18 protein-coding genes are annotated in these 20,364 nt (G+C 63.9%); 7 read left to right on the forward strand and 11 right to left on the reverse strand.

The features are described from left to right. The first annotated feature begins 2 nt into the window (after positions 1 to 2). A complete protein-coding gene (locus E2A64_RS02730) occupies positions 3 to 638 on the forward strand; it encodes a trimeric intracellular cation channel family protein (protein ID WP_133282896.1) in 636 nt (211 codons plus the stop codon). Between the two features lie 7 nt (positions 639 to 645). Here E2A64_RS02730 and E2A64_RS02735 read toward each other — a convergent pair whose 3' ends face one another. Then, positions 646 to 1,644, reverse strand: coding sequence for an adenosine kinase (locus E2A64_RS02735; RefSeq protein ID WP_133282897.1), 999 nt, complete (start codon positions 1,642 to 1,644; stop codon positions 646 to 648). Between the two features lie 92 nt (positions 1,645 to 1,736). Beyond that, the gene (mutS, locus tag E2A64_RS02740) at positions 1,737 to 4,493 is read right to left on the reverse strand and encodes a DNA mismatch repair protein MutS (RefSeq protein ID WP_244598124.1); all 2,757 of its coding nucleotides are present in this window, start codon (positions 4,491 to 4,493) and stop codon (positions 1,737 to 1,739) included. Positions 4,494 to 4,659: 166 nt separating this feature from the next. Here mutS and E2A64_RS02745 point away from each other — a divergent pair, with 166 nt between their 5' ends. Next, entirely contained in the window at positions 4,660 to 6,945 is a 2,286-nt protein-coding gene (locus tag E2A64_RS02745; protein WP_133282898.1) for an NADP-dependent malic enzyme, read from the forward strand. Positions 6,946 to 7,038: 93 nt separating this feature from the next. On the opposite strand, the gene olsB is transcribed toward E2A64_RS02745, so the two are convergent. From olsB to E2A64_RS02775, 6 genes are all read right to left on the reverse strand, one after another. Beyond that, positions 7,039 to 7,908: a l-ornithine N(alpha)-acyltransferase gene (olsB, locus tag E2A64_RS02750; RefSeq protein ID WP_133282899.1), complete on the reverse strand. Its 870-nt coding sequence runs from the start codon at positions 7,906 to 7,908 to the stop codon at positions 7,039 to 7,041. A gap of 150 nt (positions 7,909 to 8,058) precedes the next feature. Next, positions 8,059 to 10,365, reverse strand: coding sequence for an ATP-binding protein (locus E2A64_RS02755; RefSeq protein WP_133282900.1), 2,307 nt, complete (start codon positions 10,363 to 10,365; stop codon positions 8,059 to 8,061). A gap of 67 nt (positions 10,366 to 10,432) precedes the next feature. Then, positions 10,433 to 11,431, reverse strand: coding sequence for an acrylyl-CoA reductase (NADPH) (gene acuI / locus E2A64_RS02760; RefSeq protein ID WP_133282901.1), 999 nt, complete (start codon positions 11,429 to 11,431; stop codon positions 10,433 to 10,435). A gap of 38 nt (positions 11,432 to 11,469) precedes the next feature. Further along, complete coding sequence (gene lspA, locus E2A64_RS02765; RefSeq protein WP_133282902.1) at positions 11,470 to 11,976, reverse strand: signal peptidase II; 507 nt, start codon at positions 11,974 to 11,976, stop codon at positions 11,470 to 11,472. Further along, the gene (locus tag E2A64_RS02770) at positions 11,973 to 12,827 is read right to left on the reverse strand and encodes a TrmH family RNA methyltransferase (RefSeq protein WP_133282903.1); all 855 of its coding nucleotides are present in this window, start codon (positions 12,825 to 12,827) and stop codon (positions 11,973 to 11,975) included. The genes lspA and E2A64_RS02770 overlap by 4 nt, the downstream gene beginning before the upstream one ends. Continuing rightward, positions 12,820 to 14,001, reverse strand: coding sequence for a class I SAM-dependent methyltransferase (locus E2A64_RS02775; protein WP_133282904.1), 1,182 nt, complete (start codon positions 13,999 to 14,001; stop codon positions 12,820 to 12,822). The genes E2A64_RS02770 and E2A64_RS02775 overlap by 8 nt, the downstream gene beginning before the upstream one ends. A 127-nt stretch (positions 14,002 to 14,128) precedes the next feature. Between E2A64_RS02775 and E2A64_RS02780 the strand changes: the two genes are divergently transcribed. Continuing rightward, a complete protein-coding gene (locus E2A64_RS02780) occupies positions 14,129 to 14,593 on the forward strand; it encodes an SRPBCC family protein (RefSeq protein ID WP_133282905.1) in 465 nt (154 codons plus the stop codon). Between the two features lie 37 nt (positions 14,594 to 14,630). Here the strand turns inward: E2A64_RS02780 and E2A64_RS02785 are convergent, their stop codons facing one another. Genes E2A64_RS02785 through sppA form a run of 3 tightly spaced genes read right to left on the reverse strand, consistent with a single transcriptional unit; the run spans position 14,631 to position 16,306 of the window. Continuing rightward, positions 14,631 to 14,987, reverse strand: a complete 357-nt coding sequence (locus E2A64_RS02785; RefSeq protein WP_133282906.1) for a lipopolysaccharide assembly protein LapA domain-containing protein — start codon at positions 14,985 to 14,987, stop codon at positions 14,631 to 14,633. Positions 14,988 to 15,038: 51 nt separating this feature from the next. Continuing rightward, positions 15,039 to 15,329 carry an integration host factor subunit beta gene (locus tag E2A64_RS02790; RefSeq protein WP_133282907.1) on the reverse strand — a complete coding sequence of 97 codons (291 nt, stop codon included), beginning with the start codon at positions 15,327 to 15,329 and terminating at the stop codon, positions 15,039 to 15,041. After that, on the reverse strand, positions 15,326 to 16,306 hold the full coding sequence (gene sppA, locus E2A64_RS02795; protein WP_133282908.1) for a signal peptide peptidase SppA: 981 nt from the start codon (positions 16,304 to 16,306) through the stop codon (positions 15,326 to 15,328). Before sppA ends, E2A64_RS02790 begins: the two co-directional genes overlap by 4 nt. Positions 16,307 to 16,454: 148 nt before the next feature. On the opposite strand from sppA, the gene lptC reads away from it, so the two are divergent. The 4 genes from lptC to rpoN all read left to right on the forward strand — a co-directional run bounded on the left by lptC (position 16,455) and on the right by rpoN (position 20,181). Continuing rightward, a complete protein-coding gene (lptC, locus tag E2A64_RS02800) occupies positions 16,455 to 17,141 on the forward strand; it encodes an LPS export ABC transporter periplasmic protein LptC (protein ID WP_133282909.1) in 687 nt (228 codons plus the stop codon). 4 nt (positions 17,142 to 17,145) lie between these two features. Then, positions 17,146 to 17,697: an LptA/OstA family protein gene (locus E2A64_RS02805; protein ID WP_133284227.1), complete on the forward strand. Its 552-nt coding sequence runs from the start codon at positions 17,146 to 17,148 to the stop codon at positions 17,695 to 17,697. Positions 17,698 to 17,701: 4 nt separating this feature from the next. Then, positions 17,702 to 18,499, forward strand: a complete 798-nt coding sequence (gene lptB / locus E2A64_RS02810) for an LPS export ABC transporter ATP-binding protein (protein ID WP_133282910.1) — start codon at positions 17,702 to 17,704, stop codon at positions 18,497 to 18,499. A 167-nt stretch (positions 18,500 to 18,666) separates the two neighbouring features. Beyond that, the gene (gene rpoN, locus E2A64_RS02815) at positions 18,667 to 20,181 is read left to right on the forward strand and encodes an RNA polymerase factor sigma-54 (protein WP_133282911.1); all 1,515 of its coding nucleotides are present in this window, start codon (positions 18,667 to 18,669) and stop codon (positions 20,179 to 20,181) included. The last annotated feature ends 183 nt before the right edge of the window (positions 20,182 to 20,364 follow it).

Here is a 20,364-nt window from a genome sequence, read left to right on the forward strand (position 1 = left end):
CGATGCCGGTGCTTGAATGGCTCGACTATGCCGGTGTGGCGGTGTTTGCCGCCACCGGCGCATTGGCGGCATCGCGCAAACAGCTCGATCTCGTGGGCTTCATCTTCCTTGCAGCCGTCACCGGCACAGGCGGCGGGTCCGTGCGTGACCTCCTTCTGGGCGCAACGCCGGTCTTCTGGGTCGAGAAGCCGGTCTATCTGCTGATCTGCGCGGCAGTCGCAATCCTCACCTTCTTTACCGCCCATCTCGTGGAATCCCGCTACAAGCTGCTGCTCTGGCTCGATGCGGCCGGGCTTGCCGCCTATTCGGTCATGGGGGCTGCGAAAGGTCTCGCAATCAGCGGCTCCATGACGGTCGCGGTCGTGACCGGCATGCTGACAGCCACTTTCGGCGGCGTGCTCCGCGATATTCTCGCGGGCGAACCTTCCGTTCTCATGCGTCCGGAAATCTATGTGACGGCGGCCGGCATCGGTGCTGCAGCATTCGTCGCGGCCGACGGGCTGGGGCTGCCATTGCTGGCGGCGTCCGCGATCGGCGTTCTGGCGGCTTTCATGGTGCGCGGCGGGGCGCTCGCCTTCGGCTGGTCGATCTCGCCCTATCGTCCACGTCCCGGACGCAATCCCGACGATATCGTCTGATCTCCGATCAGCCCGCGATGAGCGCCGCGTCTTCGGCGGCCTTCCTGAGCGACAGCTGCGGGCGGGGGCCGATCTGCTGGATCACGATCCCGGCGGCGAGACTGCCCAGTCGCCCGCAGGCGTCGAGCGACTTGCCCTGGGTGAGGCCATACAGGAAGCCAGCGGCATAAAGGTCGCCGGCGCCGGTCGTGTCGATCAGCCTGTCGATCGGGATCGCCGGCACTTCCACCCGCTCGTCACCCGACATGATCACCGAGCCCTTTTCGGAAAGCGTGACTGCGGCGATCGCGCAGTCCTTGGCGATCTTGCCGAGCGCCGTTTCAAGGTCGTCGGTCTGGTAGAGCGCCATGGCTTCCGCGGCATTCGCAAAGACGATGTCGACGGTGCCCGAACGCATCAGGTCGAGGAACTCGTCGCGGTAGCGCTCGACGCAGAAGGAATCCGACAGGGTCATCGACATGCGCTTGCCGTGTCTGTGGGCGATCTCGGCGCAGCTGCGGATGGCATCCTTGGCCAGCGGCGGATCCCACAGATAGCCTTCGAAATAGGTGATCTGCGCGGCGGCCACCTTGTCTTCCTCGACGTCATTGGGACCGAGTTCGACGCAGGCGCCGAGATAGGTGTTCATCGAGCGCTGCCCGTCGGGCGTGACGAAGATCATCGAACGAGCGGTCGGCGGCGTCTCGTCGAGCGGCTTGGTGTCGAAGGCCACGCCCTGCGCGCGGATGTCGTGCTGGAAGATCTTGCCGAGCTGGTCGTTCGCAACCTTGCCGAAATAGGCGGCCCTGCCGCCGAAGCTCGCAATGCCTGCCGCCGTATTGCCCGCGCTGCCGCCGGAAGTCTCGATCGCCGGACCCATCCGGGAATAGAGAAGTTCCGCGCGATCGGCGTCGATCAGGTTCATCGCTCCCTTGGTGATCTCGTTGTCGGTGAGGAAATCGTCCTCACAGCGGGCGATGATGTCGACAATCGCATTGCCGATACAAAGAACGTCGAGCTGGCTCATGAATTTCCTAATGGTTTTGACCGTCAGTCCCCTGATCTAGCCCGTGGCGGGGCGATTGCAAGCAACAACGGGATTGCGGTGAATTTTGCCGGTCAGTTGCCGGGCCTGCCTGCCGACAATCGCTTGAGCTCGTAGATCAGTTCCAGAGCCTCGCGCGGGGTGAGATCGTCGGGATGGATGTCTGCGAGCCGTGTGTCGAGCGGCGAGGGGCCGGACGCCACGGTTTCCGCCTTCTTTCTTTCGCGGTGCAGCTCGGCCGAGAACAGCGGCAGGTCATCCACAAGCGTCAGCGCCGGGTTTTCCCGTTCGCTGGATTCGAGCTGCGTCAGCACGTCCTTGGCGCGCGCGACGACGGCATCGGGCAAGCCGGCAAGCCGGGCCACCTGGATGCCGTAGGAACGATCCGCCGCCCCGGGCGCGACCTCGTGGAGAAACACCACGTCGCCGTCCCATTCCTTCACCTTCATCGTCACATTGGCGAGGCGGGCCAGGCTTTCGGAAAGTGCTGTAAGCTCGTGATAGTGGGTCGCAAACAGCGCGCGCGAGCGGTTGACCTCGTGCAGGTTCTCGACCGCCGCCCAGGCAATCGACAGGCCGTCGAAGGTGGCCGTGCCGCGGCCGATCTCGTCCAGGATCACCAGCGAGCGATTGGTGGCGAGATTGAGGATCGCCGCCGTCTCCACCATTTCGACCATGAAGGTCGAGCGTCCGCGCGCGAGATCGTCGGAGGCGCCGACGCGCGAGAAGAGACGGTCGACCACGCCGATATGAGCCGAGCCGGCGGGAACGAACGACCCCATCTGCGCCATGATGGCAATCAGCGCGTTCTGGCGCAGGAAGGTCGACTTGCCGCCCATGTTCGGACCGGTGAGCATCCAGATCGCGCCTGCCAGTGTGGTGTCGTCGGGCGGCGAGAGCTTGCAGTCGTTTGCCACGAACGGGTCGGCCGCCTGCCGCCTGAGCGCCTGCTCGACGACCGGGTGGCGGCCGGCGACGATGTCGAAGGCCAGGCTTTCGTCGACGATCGGGCGCACATAGCCCTGCTCCTCGGCAAGCTGGGCGAGCGCTGAAAGCACATCGAGAACCGACAGCGCTTCGGCCGCGGCCTTGATCGCAGTCCCGGAGGCGACAGCTTCGCCCACCATCGCCTCGAAAAGCTGAAGTTCGATCGCCATGGCCTGGTCGGCGGCGTTCGCGATCCGGGTTTCGAGATCGGAGAGTTCGGTCGTGGTAAACCGCATCGCATTCGCCATGGTCTGGCGATGGATGAAGCGGGCGCGCGCCTCGCCCTCGGTCAGCGGGCCGGAATTGGCGGCCGTCACCTCGATGAAATAGCCCAGCACGTTGTTGTGCTTGATCTTCAGCGACCGGATGCCGGTCTCCTCGGCATAGGAGAGCTGGAGTCCGGCGATCACCCGGCGGGATTCGTCGCGCAGCGAACGCAGTTCCTCGAGTTCTCCGTGATAGCCCGGGCGCACGAAGCCGCCGTCGCGCTTGAGGAGCGGCAACTCGTCGTCGAGGCAGGCCGTCAGGAAATCGGTGAAGTCCGCCGGAAAGGCGGCGATGGCTTCGAGCGCCCCGGCGAGGATTTCAGGCGTCTCCCGTCCGGCGAACAATTGCGCCACCTGACGCGCGGCGGTCGCGCCCGCCAGAAGCGCGCCGAGATCGCGCGGCCCGCCACGGTTGAGGGCCAGACGTGACAGCGCCCGCGGCATGTCGGCGACCCCGCGCAAGGCGGTGCGCAGATCCTCGGCGAAGCGGCCTTCGTTGAGAAACCAGCCGACGGCCTCGAGACGGCGGTCGATCGCCTTCGGGTCGGTCAGCGGCGACATCAGCCATTCCGACAGCTTGCGGCCGCCGCCGCCGGTAACCGTCCGGTCGATGGCTTTGAGCAGACTGCCCGACCGTTCGCCGGACAATGTGCGGGTGAGTTCCAAGTTGGCGCGGGTGGCGGGATCGATGAACAGCGTATCGCCGTCGAGCTCGCGCTGCGGCGGTTCGAGGGGCGGGCGCTCGTTGATCTGGGTTTTCTCCACATAGGCGAGTGCTGCCGATGCCGCGGCCAGTTCGGCGCGCGAGAAGCTGCCGAACCCGTCAAGCGAGGAGACGTCGAAATAGCGCGCGATGCGGCCTTCGGCGGTGGCGCTGTCGAAGAGGACCTGCGGCTGCGGCGAGGCGCGGCGGCCGAGCTGATCGACCAGCGCGTGCTCTTCGGCATCGTAGAACATCTGCTCGGGCAGCACGATTTCGCGCGGCTCGATGCGCATGACGTCGGCGAGAAGCCGCGCCTGCCGGCTTTCCGCCACCCGGAAGCTGCCGGTCGAGATGTCGATCCAGGCCAGGCCGTAATGCGCCTCGTCCGAGCCCTTGATCCGGGCGATCGCCATCAGGTGGTTGGATTCCGACGGCGAGAGCAGCTTGTCCTCGGTCAGCGTGCCGGGCGTGACGAGCCGGATCACGTCGCGCTTGACCACCGACTTGGAGCCGCGCTTCTTGGCTTCCGCGGGATCTTCCACCTGCTCGCAGACAGCCACGCGGAAGCCCAGCGAAATCAGCCTCTGCAGATAATCGTCGGCGGCATGGACCGGCACGCCGCACATCGGGATCTCGCGTCCCATGTGCTGGCCGCGCTTGGTCAGCGTGATGCCGAGCGCCCGTGACGCATCCACGGCGTCCTCGAAGAACAATTCGTAGAAATCGCCCATGCGATAGAACAGCAGCGAATCGGGGTTCGCGGCCTTGATCTCGATGAACTGTTCCATCATCGGGGTGGCGGATGCGCGGCTCTCCTCCGTCGCCAGTTCGGCCGAGGTAAGCGTCTTCGCGCTGAGAGGGGTGACGTCGTTCAAGACCACTCGCCTGTCTGCATTCCTTACGGAACGTCACTTGTCTGTTGGTTGATTGGCTTTACAGCTCTTGCCAAGCACCCTAACGAAGGGTCACCATTGGGATCAATACCAACGAGGCACCGGGACCAGCGTTCTCCACGGTCGCCCACAAGGGATGGGAAACACTATGCCAGGGACTGACAAGGCCGCCCCGAGTACGACGGCTGTCACCGATCAGGAAGCGCTCGATTTTCATTCGCGCGGGCGGGCCGGTAAACTCGAGATTTCACCCACCAAGCCGATGGCGACCCAGCGCGATCTGTCGCTGGCCTATTCGCCGGGCGTGGCCGTGCCGGTCAAGGCGATTGCCGAGGATCCGAGCCGGGCATTCGACTACACCACCCGCGGCAACATGGTCGCCGTGATCACCAACGGCACCGCCATCCTCGGTCTCGGCAATCTCGGCGCGCTGGCCTCCAAGCCGGTGATGGAGGGCAAGTCGGTTCTCTTCAAGCGGTTTGCCGATGTCGATTCCATCGACCTTGAAGTCGATACCGAGGACGCCGACGAGTTCATCAATTGCGTGCGCTTCCTCGGCCCCTCCTTCGGCGGCATCAATCTCGAGGACATCAAGGCGCCCGAATGCTTCATCATCGAGCAGCGGCTGCGCGAGGTCATGGACATCCCCGTCTTTCACGATGACCAGCATGGCACCGCGATCATCGCCGCCGCCGGCCTCATCAACGCGCTGCATCTGACGGGCCGCGATCTCAAGACCACCAAGCTCGTCTGCAACGGTGCCGGAGCCGCCGCGATTGCCTGTGTCGAACTCATCAAGGCGATGGGCTTCGCGCCGGACAACATCATTCTCTGCGACACCAAGGGCGTGATCCACAAGGGTCGTACCGAGGGGATGAACCAGTGGAAGTCCGCGCATTCGGTGACGACCGACCGCCGCACCCTGGCCGATGCCGTCGAGGGCGCGGACGTCTTCTTCGGCCTCTCCGTGAAAGGTGCTCTGACCGAGGACATGGTCGCCTCGATGGCGCCGAACCCGATCATCTTCGCCATGGCGAACCCGGATCCGGAAATCACGCCGGAAGAAGTGGCGCGCATCCGTGATGACGCCATCATGGCAACCGGCCGCTCCGACTATCCCAACCAGGTCAACAACGTGCTTGGGTTCCCCTATATCTTCCGCGGCGCGCTGGACGTTCGCGCCAGCACCATCAACGATGCCATGAAGATCGCGGCAGCCGAAGCGCTTGCCAACCTGGCCCGCGAGGATGTGCCGGACGACGTTGCCGCCGCCTACCAAGGCAATCGTCCGCGCTTCGGCCCCAAATACATCATCCCGGTGCCGTTCGATCCGCGTCTCATCTCCGCCATCCCGACCGCGGTGGCGCGGGCGGCGATGGATTCGGGCGTCGCTACCCGGCCGATCGTCAATTTCGATGCCTATACGCACGAACTCTCCGCCCGCCGCGATCCGCTCGCCTCGACCCTGCAGCGCCTCTATGAGAAGGTTCGCCGCCATCCCCGCCGGATGGTCTTCGCCGAAGGCGAGGAAGAACAGGTCATGCGCGCGGCCATCGCCTATGTGAACCAGGGGCTCGGCAAGGCCTTTCTGCTCGGCCGCGAGGAGCCGGTGCGCGAAACCGCGCGCGCGGCCGGCATCGATCTCGACCGCGAGGGTATCGAGGTCATCAATGCCCGCATCTCGACGCGGGTGGAGGCCTATACGGACTATCTCTACGCGCGCCTGCAGCGGAAGGGCTATCTCCATCGCGACTGTCTGCGTCTGATCAACAACGACCGCAACCACTTCGCCGCCTGCATGGTCGCGCTCGGTGACGCCGATGCGATGGTCACGGGCACCACCCGCAACTATTCCACTGCGCTCGAGGACGTCCGCCGCTGCATCGACATCAAGCCGGGCCACCGGATGATCGGCGTATCGCTGGCGCTCTGTCGCGGCCGCACGGTACTGGTCGCCGACACCGCGGTCATCGACATGCCGTCCTCGGAAGAACTGGCGGATATCGCGGAAGAAGCGGCCGGCATGGCCCGGCGCCTCGGCTACGAACCGAGGGTCGCGATGCTGGCCTACTCGACCTTCGGCCATCCGACCGGGGAGCGTTCGGAACGGGTCCGCGAGGCGGTCCGGATCCTCGACAAGCGCCGGGTCGATTTCGAGTATGACGGCGAGATGGCCGCTGACGTTGCGCTCAATTCGAAGGTCATGGAGCAATATCCGTTCTGCCGTCTGTCGGCGCCTGCCAATGTGCTCGTCATGCCGGCGTTCCATTCGGCCTCCATCTCGACGAAGATGCTGCAGGAACTGGGCGGTTCCACCGTCATCGGCCCGCTGCTCGTCGGTCTCGACAAGTCGGTGCAGATCGTCTCGATGGGCGCAAAGGATTCCGACATCGTCAACATGGCCGCGATCGCGGCCTATAATGCGACCGGCTGACCGAACAGCGGCCATGTAAGACGCGAAAAGCCCGGAGCGATCCTCCGGGCTTTTCCGTGAGCTTCGGCGTTGAAGGCGCGAGCCTGGCGGCGCTCAGGCCGAAAGGTTGCCCGCACCCGCGCCATATTGATTGCCATAGCGCTCCGACACCTGTCCGACCGGCAGGATGACCAGGACGTCGGTGGTGCCGAAATCGGGATCGACCACCGCTTCCGTCGATGTCATGGCCCCGAGGTGCAGATAGTTCTTGATGAGCGACGGCATGGACGAAAGCGCCGCGCGGGGCTGAATCCCCTCAATCGGCATCATGTCCATCGACACGCCGCGTCCTTCGGTCGCCTCGACGCTCCAGTTCTCCGGCGCCGCCGACTTGCCGGCGAGGAAGCTCAGCGCCAGGGCATGGGCATGGGGGCGGTGGCCGGGAAATGAGACGCAGCCGAACATCGCCTGCACATCGTGCCGGAGCGCATAGGCCCAGCTGCCCTGCAACAACAGTTCGTTCGTCCGCTCGGCGCGGTAGTCGGGCAGCACACAGGTGCGGCCAAGCTCCATGAAGCGCTTGTCGGGATGGCGGGCCACCAATGCGTCGACATCATATTCGCTCTGCCAGTAGAAGCCGCCATGGCGGATTGCCTTGTCCTGGGTGAGAAGCCGGCAGGTGCCGACGATCTGCTGCTCGATATCGCCACCGATGGCCGAATCGAGAACCAGAAGGTGATCGCAAAAGGCATCGATTTGGTTGACGTCGCGCTTCAGCCGCATTGCGTCGTCTGGCAATTCTGCACCCATCGCCTCGACGAGGACCTTGTAGCGCAGCGCCTGTGCGGCTTCGATTTCGCGGCTGCCTTCAGCCACGCGAGCGACAAGAGTGCCAATCCGTGCGAGGAGTTTCCTCGTCTCGCCACGAAACGGCGGAAGAGTCCCGCTCCGGGTATCGAGAATGGTATTGACCGCAATGGACATGGCAATGGCCTCATCGTTGGATGTGGCGGTGTATAACCATATTTCCAAGACAGTAGAATGACATCCGCCCGGCCGTCACCGGGACGTGTGGGCAGGGTGTGGTGGCAGGGTGTGGTGGCAGGATGTGTGGGCAGGACGTGGGGCGGGCGATCAGGCTTCGCGCGCCTTGCGGCCGTTGGCGGCGGTTACCGAGACGAGCTTGGTGAGCCATTCCGGATCGACCGGCTTTTCGGCATGGCCGTCGGCACCGGCTGCCAGGATCGTATCGCGTGTCGCCGCCTGGCCGTTGGCGCTCAGGACGATGATCGGCAGCCGCCTGAGGCTCTCCGCCGATTCGATCGAGCGGATCTCGCGGATCGCGTCCTCGCCGTCGAGTTCGGGCATCGACAGATCGGTGATGACGAGATCGAAGTTGCACTTGCCGTCCGGCCGCTCCAGCGCGGCATCGACGAGATCGAGACCGTTCTCGACGAGCGTCACCCGGTGGCCGAGCCGCGCCAGCATGGTGCGGACCAGAAAGGCGTTGACCGGATTGTCTTCGGCCAGGAGGATGTCGAAGGTGGGCGCATCGGAGGGGCGCAGCAGCGCCGGCGTGGTGATCACGCCGGAGGCGCGGTTGCGCTCGTCGCGGTCGTCGCGGCGGCCGAGCACATTGACAAGCGACACCGCGCGCACCGGTCGCACCAGCCAGCGGCCGGCGGCGAGTGCGGGCGACAGCTTGAGTTCGCGGCTGTCTTCCGGCGCAATGAGCACCGTCCTGGCCACGTCATCGGCCAGCTGGCGCGCCGTCGCCTCGACAAATTCAGGGTTCTCGTCGGCAATGCGACGGTCGATCAGAAGATCGGTCACGTCGTTGCCGAAACGGGCAATGGCGGCACGTACGGTTTCCGGCGCGCTGGCGCGTTCCGCACGTCCGCCCAATTCGCGGATCGAGCGGATCAGAGTTTCGGCAACCGGGCCGACGGGCCCCAGAAGGAGCACGCTCTTGCCTTCGAGCGGCTTGCCCGTGAGGTCGGAACGAGTGGTCGACGCGAGAGCGGCCTGCTTGATCGGAACGGTGAAGGAGAAGCGGCTGCCTTCGCCGAGCGTGCTCGATACCGAAATCGTACCGCCGAGGGCCTGAACGATGCGGGCCGAGATCGTAAGCCCCAGGCCCGCGCCGCCATGCTTGCGCGTCGACGAGTTGTCGGCACGTTCGAACTCGCCGAAAACACGCTGCTGGTCTTCGGCCTTCAGGCCCGAACCCGTGTCCGAAACCGAGAAGAGCAGGCGGTCGTCGACACGGTCGACCTCGACCTGGATGCCGCCTTCCTCGGTAAACTTGATGGCATTGCCGATCAGGTTGAAGAGGATCTGCTTGAGCCGGCCGGCGTCCGACGTCATCGTTTCCGGAACGTCGAAGGCAATGTGGCTGGCGATCTCGATGCCCTTCTCGTGGGCGGCTGCGGCCATCAGTTCGCAGGTGGTCTGCACCAGTTCGCGCGGATTGCAGTCATTCTCACGCAGATGGAAGCGGCCTGCCTCGATCGACGTCGTATCGAGAAGATCCTCGATCAGCTGCAGCAGCGAGTGCCCGCTTTCGCGTACGGTTCTCAGATATCCGGCCTGTTCGGGCGTCGTCTTGGTCTGGCTCAGGAGATGGGTCATGCCCAGAATGCCGTTGAGCGGCGTGCGGATCTCGTGGCTGACGGTGGCAAGGAACCGGGTCTTGGCCGTACTTGCCTCTTCGGCGCGCGTCTTGGCTTCCGCGAGCTGCTCGCGTGCGAGGCGTTCGCCGGTCACCTCGCGGCCGATGGCAAAGGTCACGAGTTTTCCGTTCGCATCGCGCGAGGCGGTCTGCCGCCAGGCCCAGATGCGCTGGGTGTCGCCGTCGTAAAGCCGAACCTCGCGCCCTGCATCGGTCTCGATCGGGACGATGCCGGTCTCGAGCAGGCTCTTGCCGACCGGTTGGTCGATTTTCGTCGCCTTCCGGAAAACTTCGTTGCAGGCGAGGATGCCGCTGTCGGGCCCGATGGCGACGAACATGTCGCCCAGCGCATCGAACATCGCGGCCACCTGACCGGGCGTCTCGCTGGCTTCCCAGCTCCGGTCCAGACCCCGTTCGGCGATTTCTTCGGTTCCGGCTGTCTTGCGCGAGGAATGGGTTTTGCGTGCGGACCTGGCGGCTTTTCGCTCCGCCCTGCGACCGGCGAGAAGCGCCTGTCCCAGGCTGACGGCGGTAAGGCCGGCGCCGGCAACGGCAAATGCCACCGGCAGATTGAAGGCAATGACGGCGGCCGAGCTTGCGAGCAGAGCCGCCGAAGTCATCAGAAACACCGCCGAAGCCGCAATCGCCTTGCGGTTTCTCTTGCGTGGAAGGAAAGCCACTTCCGCCTCGTGCGTCGGCTGAGGCGCTGCGTCCTCGCCGGCGAGGTTGGCCAGCAATTCCTTCTGAAGTCGGTGCGGTTCCGGGCTCATGCATCTTCCGTAGCACGGCCCGGGTAATGAAAGGTTTCAGTCGATCGATGGCATTTTATCGATCGCGCTATTCGTGTTCCATTTTGACCACGACGCGCCCGCGGATCCTGCCGTCCACGATGTCCCTTGCCGCTTCGATAACGTCCCGGAAACCAATTTCGGAGGTGATCGCCTCAAGCTTCTCGGGGTCGAGATCGCGCGCCAGCCGCGCCCAGGCTTCCTGACGCAGCGCGAGCGGCGCCATGACGGAATCGATGCCGAGCAGCGAGACGCCCCGCAGGATGAAGGGCGCGACGGAGGCAGGCAGGTCCATGCCCTGGGCCAGCCCGCAGGCCGTAACCGCCCCGCCATAGGATGTCATCGACAGCACGTTGGCCAGCGTATGGCTGCCCACGGCATCGATCCCGCCCGCCCAGCGCTCCTTGTTGAGCGGCTTGGCCGGGCCGGACAGTTCATCGCGATGGATGATTTCGCTGGCGCCGAGCGAGGTGAGGAAATCCGCTTCCCCTGGGCGGCCGGTCGAAGCGATCACGGCGTAGCCGAGTTTGCCGAGCAGTGCGATTGCCACCGTGCCGACCCCGCCATTGGCGCCGGTAACGACGATCGGGCCGCGGTCCGGCGTCAGTCCGTGGCGCTCGAGCGCCATCACGGAAAGCATCGCCGTATAGCCTGCGGTCCCGATAGCCATCGCCGTCCGTCCGTCGATACCCTCGGGCATCTTGACCAGCCAGTCGCCGTTCAGCCGCGCATATTCCGCATAGGCCCCGGTATGGGTCTCTCCGACCCCGAAGCCGTTGAGGATCACCTTGTCGCCGGGGGAAAAGCGCGCGTTCGAACTCTCCACCACGGTTCCGGCGCAATCGATGCCCGGAACCATCGGCCAGCGGCGCACGACCGGTGACTTGCCGGTTATCGCCAGACCGTCCTTGTAGTTGACGGTGGTCCACTCGACCTCGACGATCACATCGCCGTCCATCAGGTCATCCAGCCCCAGTTCCCTGCGCTCGACGATCGTTTCCTTGGCTTCGTTGCGTGTCAGCAGAATGCCGTTGAACCGGTCTTTCATGCGATCCTCCTTTCGCGCCTCCGCGTTCGGCGGAAGGCTCACTTCCTGTCGGTAATGTCCCGACGGCGTGTCGCCCGCCATTCGAGACATTCGTCGAGCACGATAAAGGCCGCTCCGACGGAGATGAAGGCATCCGCGAGATTGAACACGGCGAACGACCAGCTCTCGGTATGAAACAGGATATAGTCGATCACGTAGCCGTGCCACACGCGATCGATCAGATTGCCGACCGCGCCGCCGATGATCAGGCAATAGCCCCAATGGGCGAAATGCCGGGCCGCATCGGTGCGGGCTCTCAGGACCAGGACGAAGATCGTCACCGCGGCCGCGATCAGGGCCAGGCCGGTATCGGCCATACCTGCCAGCATCGAAAACGCGATACCGTCATTATAGGTCCGGAATAGCGAGACATAGGGGACCAGATCGACCCGCTGATGCATCGGCAGCCCGGTTTCCACGAGATACTTGATCAGCTGGTCGAGGCCGATCGCACCGGCGACCGCAACGACGAAACCGGGCCAGCGGGCAACGGTGAGGCCGCTCATGCCTGCGCCTCGTCGAACGACAAAAGGTGCCGCCGGGCTTCGAAGAGCATCACGCCGGTCGCGATCGCGAGATTGAGCGAATCCGCCCGTCCGGCCTGCGGAATGCGGGCCAGCTGATCGCACCCCTCCGCCAAGTCGTCGGGCAGCCCGGCCTGTTCGTTGCCCATCAGGATCACCGTCGGGCGGCTCTTGTAATCGATGGTGCGGTAATCGACCGAGCCCTTGAGATGGGTGCCGACAATGCTCGCGCCGGCCTTGGCTTTCCAGGCAAGGAAATCCGCCGCCGAGGCGCGGGCGAGCGGCATCGAGAAGACCGAGCCCATGGTTGCCCGCACCGCTTCCATGGAAAAGGGATCGACGGTTTCGCCGATGAGGATGATGCCCGACGCGCCGGCTGCATCGGCGGTGCGGATGATGGTGCCCAGATTGCCCGGATCGCGCACCCGGTCGAGCGCCACCCAGGTCTCGCCATCCTGCGGGCGGATGGCCGACAGCGGCTTGAACTGTTGGTCGAACACGGCGATCACGGCTTGCGGATTGTCGCGCCGCGTTATCGCCGTCAGCACCTTCTCGCTGACTTCGAGAACCAGCCCGCCCCGTGCCACGGTCTTGGCGGCGACCTCTTCCACGACCGGTTTGCCGCGCGCGGCCTTGGCGTAGATCAGCGTCCGGATGGTCCAGCCCTGTTCGAAGGCGTCGATGACGAGCTTCAACCCCTCGGCAAGAAACGTCCCGCTCTCGTCGCGGTGCTTCTTCTGCTGAAGCCCGCGGACATCCTTGACGATGGGGTTGGAGAGACTGGTGATCTCCTTGACCTGGCCCACGCGGGCAATCGTACGTCGTTCATTCATGAGGGAGCCACCGGCTGAAAAGCGAGGTCGAGAGGGCGCGCGCCTCGGAGGCGTCGTCGCCCGACTCGCGGATGATGAGTTCGCCCGATTCCACCCGGCCACCGGCGCCGCGCATGGTTTCGCGCATCAGCTCGTGGATGGAATAGAAGGAGGCGCGGATCGAATAGGCGGTCAGCACCAGCCCGATCGGATTTCTGGAGAGCACCGCCCGGCAGACGTCGAGCATCAGGGGCAGGTGATCGAACAGCTGCCAGACTTCGCCGTTCGGTCCTCGCCCGAATTTCGGCGGGTCGGTGAGGATGAGATCGTAGCCGTTGCCGCGCTTCTCCTCGCGCAGCAGGAACTTCATCGCGTCGTCGCAGATCCAGCGGATCGGCTTCTTGTCGAGCCCGGCGAGGGCCTGATTCTCGCGCGCCCAGCCGATCGCCTTTTTCGACGCGTCGACATGGGTGACTTCCGCACCTGCGCTGGCGGCGATCAGCGAGGCGACGCCGGTATAGCCGAAGAGATTGAGCACCTTGGCCGGTGCGCCCTTCCTCGCCTCGATGGCGTCGACCATGAAGCGCCAATGGGCGAGCTGCTCGGGGAAGACGCCGACATGCCGGAACGATGTCAGCCGGCCGTGGAAGTCGACGCCCATGAGCTGCATCGGCCATGTCTCGCCGAGCGGTGCCTTCGGGAAGGCCCAGCGGCCAAGCCCGTCTTCCTCGGTGTCGCCGGTAAAGACCGCGTCGGCATTGTCCCATTCGCCCGGCTTCATGCGCCGTGGCCACAAGGCTTGCGCCTCGGGCCGGACGATCCGCATCGGGCCGTATCGTTCGAGCTTTTCGCCATTGCCGGAATCGAGAAGCTGGTAGCCTTGATCCTCGAGGCTTTCGAGAATCACCGGAATTCGCTCGCCGGGCAGTGCGCCGCTGTGCCGGGTCAGCGGCCGGTCGAAAAGCTGTGAGGCCTGCTTGTCATCCTGCGCGGCCACTTGGATGGGGGCCGGTTTCGCACCTGCCTTCCGGGCGGGCTCGCGGTCGCGCGAGGACGGCTTGCCGCCTGCGTCCCTGTGGCCGCCCTTGCCGCCAGCCTTCGACGTGACGTCCCGGTGCGGCGCGCCGCGTGTTTTCGCGGGTGCGCCTTTCCGGTCTCCCGGTCGTCCTGCCTTGTCCCGCTTTCTGCCTGCCACGCCGTCCTGATCCCGATTGATCTTGATGAATTATGCCAAATGATTATGTGTGAGAGCACATAGCAATCCGCCACCCCGTTGGCAAAGCGGTTTTAGGCGGGACAGGGGAACACGAGGAGATCATCTGATGGAAATGATGGGCAAAGAGGAAATCGCGGCTCCCCGGGACAAGGTCTGGGACGCGCTGAACGATCCGGACGTCCTGCGTCGGTGTATTCCCGGTTGCCAGGAGCTCGAAAAGATCTCCGACAACGAGATGACGGCGACCGTGAAGGTCAAGGTCGGGCCGGTCTCGGCCAGCTTCAAGGGGCATGTGACGCTTGAAAATATCGTCGCGCCGAAGAGCTACACCATCGTCGGCGAAGGCAAGGGCGGCATAGCGGGCTTTGCCAAAGGCGGCGCGGACGTCAAGCTCGAAGAGGAGGGCGATATCACCATCCTCAATTACGAGGTCACCGCCCAGGTCGGCGGCAAGCTCGCGCAGATGGGCTCGCGGCTGATCGATTCGACGTCGAAGAAGCTCGCCGCGCAGTTCTTCGCCAATCTCAACGAGGTGATAACCGGGAAGACGGACGGGCAGGAAACCGCCTGATCCGCCTCCGGGCTTTCGGTCCGTCGCGCCCGGCGGATCAGCTGTTTGGACTGCCGAGCGCCGGGAACCCCTGGCGCTCTTCTTTTTGTGGCGCATTATCGGCCTTCAGCCGATCTGCTTCCTTGTGCCATTTCACCGCTTCTTTCTTAGAAGAGCGGGCCCGTGCCCGGTGCTTGCCCTGGCCCCACCAGGTTGCGACCGAGCCGATGACCATGCCCGCGATGACCGCGCCGAACAGGTAGACGAAGAACGGCAGCGTCATCGACATCACCTGATCGCTGCGGTCGAACGGATTGAACGCCAGGGTGACGCTCTGCCGGTTTGCGACGGACAGCACGATCAGCACGATGGCGATCGGGACCAGGATGAGAAGGCTGATGATGCGTTTGACCATTTTTTATCTGCTTGCGGCGCGATTGTCCGTGAGGTGATGCGCGTCTGCGTATCAGTCCTCGCCGTCAGGATTGAGGCGCTCGCGCAATTCCTTCCCGGTCTTGAAGAAAGGCACCCACTTTTCCTCGACGAAAACCGGTTCGCCGGTGCGCGGGTTGCGGCCCGAGCGCGGCGGGCGGTTCTTCACCGAGAAGGCGCCGAAGCCGCGAAGCTCCACGCGGTTGCCCTCCGACAGCGCATCGGTGATCTCGTCGAGCACCGCATTGACGATGTTCTCGACATCGCGGTGATAGAGATGCGGATTGCGCGCGGCGACCGCCTGGACCAGTTCGGACTTGATCATTGGTGGCCTCCCGTGACCTTTATCGGCGAATTTTCTCCAGCCTGCCAAAGCGATACCAGACCGTCAAGAAACAACTTTCCTCCCCCGACCTGTCGAATTTCGTCCGACAGCGAGAAGGTCGGGCCGGTCAGCTGTTCCATCGCCTTGCCGACAAGCGACGGAAGCAGCCCTCCGGCTTCTTCACGTTTCGGCTTCCAGGTGACCATGTCGAGGTCGTCCTTGACACCGCGTTCCTTCAGATAGGCCCGGATTTCCGTTTCGCCACCCAATGCGTCGACAAGACCGTTTTCCAGACCCTGGCGACCGGTGAAGACCGATCCATCGGCAATCCGAAGGGCCGTGGCGCGATCCATGTCGCGCTCCTGCGCCACGAGGTCCACGAACCAGTCATAACTGTCGCGAACCATCGCGCGCACCATTTCCTCGGCCTCCGGGCTTGCCGGGTGGAAGGGAGAGGGCTCGGCCTTGAGAGGAGAGGACTTGATCTCCTTGAACTGCACTCCGACCTTGTCCAGCAGTTCGCCGACCTGCGGATACTGGAAGATCACGCCGATCGAACCCACCAGCGAGGTTTCGCCGGCAACGATGTGATCCGTCGAGGCCGCGATCATGTAACCGGCGGAAGCGGCCAGTGTGCGGATGTCCGCGACAACCGGCTTGGCTTGGCGCGCCTTGACCAGCGCCTTGCGCAGCTGCTCTCCGCCGTAGGTCGTGCCGCCGGGGGTGTTCAGCGACACCACGATCGCCTTCACCGCGTCACTTTCCTCGGCATCCTCGATCAGCTCGACCAGCTTCTGGTCATCGGTGATCATGCCGGTGACCTCGATGCGTGCGATCTGGTCGCTCCGGGACGTGGAGGGCTGGAGGGCGTATGTTGCCGCCGCGACGGCGACGAGAACGATCACTATGGCAGCGGCGCGCCAGAAGGACAGTTTGCGCCTCAGGCGGCGGCGTTCGATGAGTTGGTCGGCATCCATGTGGGGATCCTTCTGGGCATGGGAGCTCCGGCTGGCCGGGCTGGGTAATTCTGTTGGAATTGGCATTTACCGTAAAAACATCATATTGAAGTAGAATTCGAGATGAAAATCCTCTTTTGGCCCGTTTTCGGCCCTACACGAAAGACCCATGAGCATAGCTGCGACCGATCATAGCTTGGCAGGCGACCGGCTGGAAAGCCGTTCCGACCGGGAATACCGGCGGGCGCTCCAGCATTCGCGTACCGTGAGGCGGCTCAAGATCGCGCTGCCCGTCGCTTCCGCCGTGCTCATCCTGGGATTCGTCGCCGTCTCCTGGGTGTCCTCGATCGTGCCGGAAGGCGTGGTCGTGGCCTCCACCTCCATCGAGGACGGCAAGCTGGTCATGCACCGGCCGATTCTGACCGGCGAGAACGGCAACAACCAGAATTACGAGCTCAAGGCCGATCGCGCGCTGCAGGATCTGACCTCGCCCAACCTGATCGAGCTCGAGAATATCTCCGCCGATGTGCCTGTGTCCGAAGGGGTTACGGCCAAGCTCGAGGCGGAAAGCGGGCTTTTCGATCGCGAAGGCGAGACGATGACGTTCGATAAACCCTTCACGGTGACCACGAGTTCGGGCATGAAGGCGAGCCTTCAGGATGCCTCGATCGACATCAAGGGTGGGGCGATGTCCACCGACAAGCCCGTCAACATCAAGCTGCCCGAAGGTGTGGTGGATGCGCAGTCCATGCGAATGGCGGACAAGGGGAATACCATTGTCCTCGAAAAGCGCGTACGGATGACCATCGATCCCAAGGCGGTTGAAGATTCCAAGACAACCCAAACGGCGAACTGAGATGATGCTCAAGATGACTGAAACGGCCGGGCTCCTCGCGGCGGCCTTCATGACTGCCGCGCTTTTCGGCGTTGCGCCCGCTCATGCGCAGGAAACGGCCACGCGGATGCCGGGTCTGGCGATTGCCAACGACCAGCCCATCCAGATCGAGAGCGACAAGCTCGAGATCAAGGAAGCGGAAAAGCGCGCCATCTTCACCGGCAACGTCAAGGTCCAGCAGGGCGACACCACGCTGCAGTCCGGCCTCATGGTCGTTCATTACAAGAATGGCGGCGACGGCATGACCTCCGGAGGCGGCGATATCGAAAGCATCGACGTGTCCAAAAAGGTGCTGCTGCGCACCGCGACCCAGACCGCATCCGCCGACAAGGGCACGTTCAACATGGTGCGCGAAACCGCGGTCCTGGAGGGCGAGAAGGTGGTCCTTACCCAGGGCGACAACATTTTCATCGGCTGCCGGCTGACCGTGAACATGGGGTCGAGCGAGGCAAAGCTCGAAAGCTGCGGCGGACGCGTGCGCATCCAGCTCGATCCGAAATCGCGTCAGAGCCAGTAGCGGTATGAGGATCGGACTTCACTGGCTCAGGCCCGGCGGTGCGGGCGGCGTTCGCCAGCACGTGGCCGAGGAGCGCTACAAGGGAACGCTGATCGCGCGCAACCTGGTCAAGGCGTACAAGACGCGGCGGGTCGTCGATGGCGTGTCTCTCGGCGTACGCCGGGGGGAGGCGGTCGGTCTTCTCGGGCCCAACGGTGCGGGCAAGACCACCTGTTTCTACATGATCACGGGGCTCGTGCCGGTGGATTCCGGTGCGATCGAGATCGACGGCAACGAGGTGACCAAGCTGCCCATGTATCGCCGTTCGCGGCTTGGGGTCGGCTATCTCCCGCAGGAAGCCTCGATCTTTCGCGGCCTGTCGGTCGAGCAGAATATCCGCGCCATCCTGGAGGTCGTCGAGCCGGAGGCGAAGGCGCGGGAGGCAAAACTCGACGAGCTGCTGGCCGAGTTCCATATCGACCATCTGCGCAAGGCGCCTTCGATCGCGCTTTCGGGCGGCGAGCGTCGCCGGCTCGAGATTGCCCGCGCGCTGGCTTCCGATCCGACCTTCATGCTGCTCGACGAGCCCTTTGCCGGCGTCGATCCCATCGCGGTCGCCGACATCCAGAATCTCGTGCGCCACTTGACGCGGCGCGGTATCGGGGTGTTGATTACGGACCACAATGTGCGCGAGACCCTCGGTCTGATCGATCGCGCTTACATCATCCATGCCGGTCAGGTGCTGACCCATGGACGCCCCGCGGAAATCGTGGCCAATGCCGACGTCCGCAAACTGTATCTGGGCGAACAATTCTCTCTCTGACTATTTTTTCAGCAGAATTTGATGGCTTACTTGACCTGAAGGGTGAAACAAGCAATTCTCGGGCCAACCGGGTCCTTGGAATGTTTTCGTAGGGGGTGGAGCCGGTTTTGGGCTTCGAACCCGCATGATGCGCGGCGGAGACCCGGATACGGGGAGTAGTGCGTCGGATGTCCTTGTCCGTGAAACTGCAAATGCGTCAGAGCCAGTCCCTGGTCATGACGCCGCAACTGATGCAGTCGATCCGGCTGCTGCAGTTCAATCATGCCGAGCTCCAGCAGTTCATCGAGCAGGAAGTCGAGCGCAATCCGCTGCTCGAGATCGCGGGCGAGGCCTCGGAGCAGGACGCACCCGAAAGTGCCGACATCATTCCGCTCAGGGTTCATGAGCCGGAGCCGGACGGATCGGCCGAGCGGATGTCGGAATCCCTCGATGCCGACTATGAGAATGTCTACCAGGACGATCATGGCGCCGAGCGCCCGGACGCGCCCGAACTCGCCGCGAGCTGGAAATCGATGCCTGGCGGCGGATCCGGCGGACTCGGCGAAGGCGTCGATATCGACGATTTCGCCGCCATGCCGCTGACATTGCGCGACCATGTGGCCGAGCAGGTTGCCTTCGCCTTCGAAAACGTCACCGATCGCGCCATTGCCAACGAACTTGCCGATCATCTCGATCCCGCGGGCTATTTCCAGGGCGATACGCACGAAATCGCCATCCGCCTCGGCGTGAACCGGGAGCGCATCGAAGGGGTGCTTGCCAAGACCCGATCTTTCGACCCGCCCGGCATTTTCGCCCGTTCGCTGTCGGAGTGTCTGGCCATCCAGCTCGAGCGCAAGAACCGTCTCGACCCCGCCATGGCGACGCTGCTCGATCATCTCGACCTGCTGGCCCGCCGCGACTTCCAGTCCCTCGGGCGCCTGTGCCGCGTTGACGAGGAAGACCTGCTGCAGATGCTTTCGGAAATCCGGGCGCTCGATCCCAAGCCGGGCACGCGTTTCGAGGAGACGTTGAGCGAGATCGTCGTGCCCGACGTTATCGTGCGCCAGGCATCCGACGGCGGCTGGCTGGTCGAGCTCAATCCCGACACCCTGCCGCGGGTGCTCGTCAACCAGAGCTATTGCGCCAAGGTGTCGGCCAGACTGCCGAAGGCCGGCGAGGGCCGCGATTTCCTCAATGAATGCCTGCAGACGGCCAACTGGCTCACGCGCTCGCTCGATCAGCGCGCGCGCACCATCGTCAAGGTCGCAAGCGAGATCGTCAAACGCCAGGATGCCTTTTTCCTGCATGGCGTCGACCATCTGCGCCCGCTCAATCTCAAGGCGGTCGCCGAAGCCATCGGCATGCATGAATCCACCGTCAGCCGCGTGACCTCCAACAAGTTCATGCTGACCCCGCGCGGCGTTTTCGAGTTGAAATACTTCTTCACCGTATCCATCGGTTCGGCGAATAATGATGGCGAAACGCACTCCGCCGAGTCCGTTCGTCACAGGATCCGCACATTGATAGAGCAGGAAGAGCCCCATGCGGTGCTGTCCGACGATGATCTTGTGGACCTGCTGAAGAAGGGCGGAATCGGGATTGCGCGGCGCACCGTGGCGAAGTATCGCGAGGCCATGTCGATACCGTCTTCGGTCCAGCGGCGACGCGAGAAGCGTGCGCGCGCAAAGGCCGCGGTCGCGTGAAGGTGCTGAAAATGCTTAACATTTAAAGCAAGTTTTATGCCAAACTTGACAGCGGTGGTTGTGGCGCGTAGAAGCCGGGCCGCGTTGGCCTGAGGAAAGCCTCCGATACAATCCGAAATGCGCTGCGGACCGGAAAATGCCGCCAATCACCTCGTCTCCTCCTTGGAACGGTGATGGCGTTGG

It is taken from the genome of Pseudohoeflea suaedae, from assembly GCF_004354915.1.
GTDB classification, from domain to species: domain Bacteria; phylum Pseudomonadota; class Alphaproteobacteria; order Rhizobiales; family Rhizobiaceae; genus Pseudohoeflea; species Pseudohoeflea suaedae.